Annotated in this window: 1 protein-coding gene; it reads right to left on the bottom strand. The window is 28.5% G+C overall.

What is annotated here, in order from left to right:
• Window positions 1-586 (bottom strand): IS66 family transposase (locus MXE27_RS11755; RefSeq protein ID WP_248612639.1); only part of this gene is annotated, 586 nt, incomplete at both ends.

Genomic DNA, 586 nt, shown 5'->3' with positions numbered 1-586 from the left:
GTTTTTGTGTCCAGTTTTGCATTTTGCGTCGTAGGTAGTTGATTGTTCCGTGTATGGTTTTGAATATTTTCTTTATTGATTTGGGGAAGGTTTGTCGGTAGTAGTTTTCAACGGGGTTGTTTGTTTTTGAAATATTTGGGTCTTGCATGAATTGTGTGAGTCTTTGAAAGTCAGGAATGATTTTTTTAGTGATTATTCGTTGTAAAACTTTAGGAATATCATTAAATTTTGTTAGTAATTGTTCTAATCTGTTTATTGCTACTTTTTCATTGTTTGTATTGAATATTTCTTGTATTTCTTTGAAATATTTATCTAAACGCTTTTTATCCCGTTTTGAGATTTTATTTGAATGTGATGAATGGTATATTTTATCACTTATCATTTTAAATAAGTGAAAGAGACATAATTGGTGTTTGGCCCCGGATTTATCAATTATAGTTTTATATTCTCTCAGATGATCTGTAGTTATTGCAATTAGGGTTATATTTTTTGTTGATTCTGTTAAAAATTGTTTTATGGTTGTGTATTCTTTATTGGGGACTATTTGTTCTATTACTGGTAAATTTAATTTGTGATCGTATAATGT

The sequence above is a fragment of the Methanobacterium alcaliphilum genome (genome assembly GCF_023227715.1).
Classification (GTDB): domain Archaea; phylum Methanobacteriota; class Methanobacteria; order Methanobacteriales; family Methanobacteriaceae; genus Methanobacterium_E; species Methanobacterium_E alcaliphilum.
This window is presented reverse-complemented; position numbering and strand designations above follow the sequence as displayed.